This is a genomic window from Limnohabitans sp. 2KL-17 (genome assembly GCF_003063415.1).
Lineage (GTDB): Bacteria > Pseudomonadota > Gammaproteobacteria > Burkholderiales > Burkholderiaceae_C > Limnohabitans_A.
Genome location: NZ_NESK01000093.1, coordinates 1 through 802, shown reverse-complemented (window position 1 = coordinate 802; position 802 = coordinate 1). Strand labels below are relative to the sequence as shown.

The 802-nt window shown below is 63.2% G+C and carries 1 pseudogene; it reads right to left on the bottom strand.

Going from position 1 to position 802, the window contains the following annotated elements:
• Positions 1 to 802 (bottom strand): annotated as a pseudogene (locus B9Z45_RS17140) (hypothetical protein); the annotation flags it as partial.

Here is an 802-nt window from a genome sequence, read left to right as displayed (position 1 = left end):
CGCTTTGTCCGCCGCCGCTTTGTCTTGCACCGCTTTGGCCGCCGCGTCCGCTTCAGCTGTGGCTTTGGCGGCTGCTAGTTTGGCCGCATCGAGCACGGCTTGGGCAGCAGTTTTCTCTGCTGTGGTGCCGCTGGCGTTGGCCGCAGTGAGTGCAGTTTGGGCAGCAACCAGCGCTTTGGCAGCAGCAACTTCATCGGCCGCTTTGGCAGCAATCTCTTCACCGGCCGCTTTGTCCGCCGCCGCTTTGTCTTGCACCGCTTTGCTAGCCGCGTCCGCTTCAGCTGTGGCTTTGGCCGCCGCTAGTTTGGCCGCATTGAAGGCCTCTAGGGCAGCAGCCTTCTCTGCTGTGGTGCCGCTGGCGTTGGCCGCAGTCAGTGCAGTTTGGGCAGCAACCAGCGCTTTGGCGGCAGCAACTTCATCGGCCGCTTTGGCAGCAATCTCTTCACCGGCCGCTTTGTCCGCCGCCGCTTTGTCTTGCACCGCTTTGCTAGCCGCGTCCGCTTCAGCTGTGGCTTTGGCGGCTGCTAGTTTGGCCGCATCGAGCACGGCTTGGGCAGCAGTTTTCTCTGCTGTGGTGCCGCTGGCGTTGGCCGCAGTCAGTGCAGTTTGGGCAGCAACCAGCGCTTTGGCGGCAGCAACTTCATCGGCCGCTTTGGCAGCAATCTCTTCAGCCGCCGCTTTGTCCGCCGCCGCTTTGTCTTGCACCGCTTTGGCCGCCGCGTCCGCTTCAGCTGTGGCTTTGGCGGCTGCTAGTTTGGCCGCATCGAGCACGGCTTGGGCAGCAGCTTTCTCTGCTGTGGTG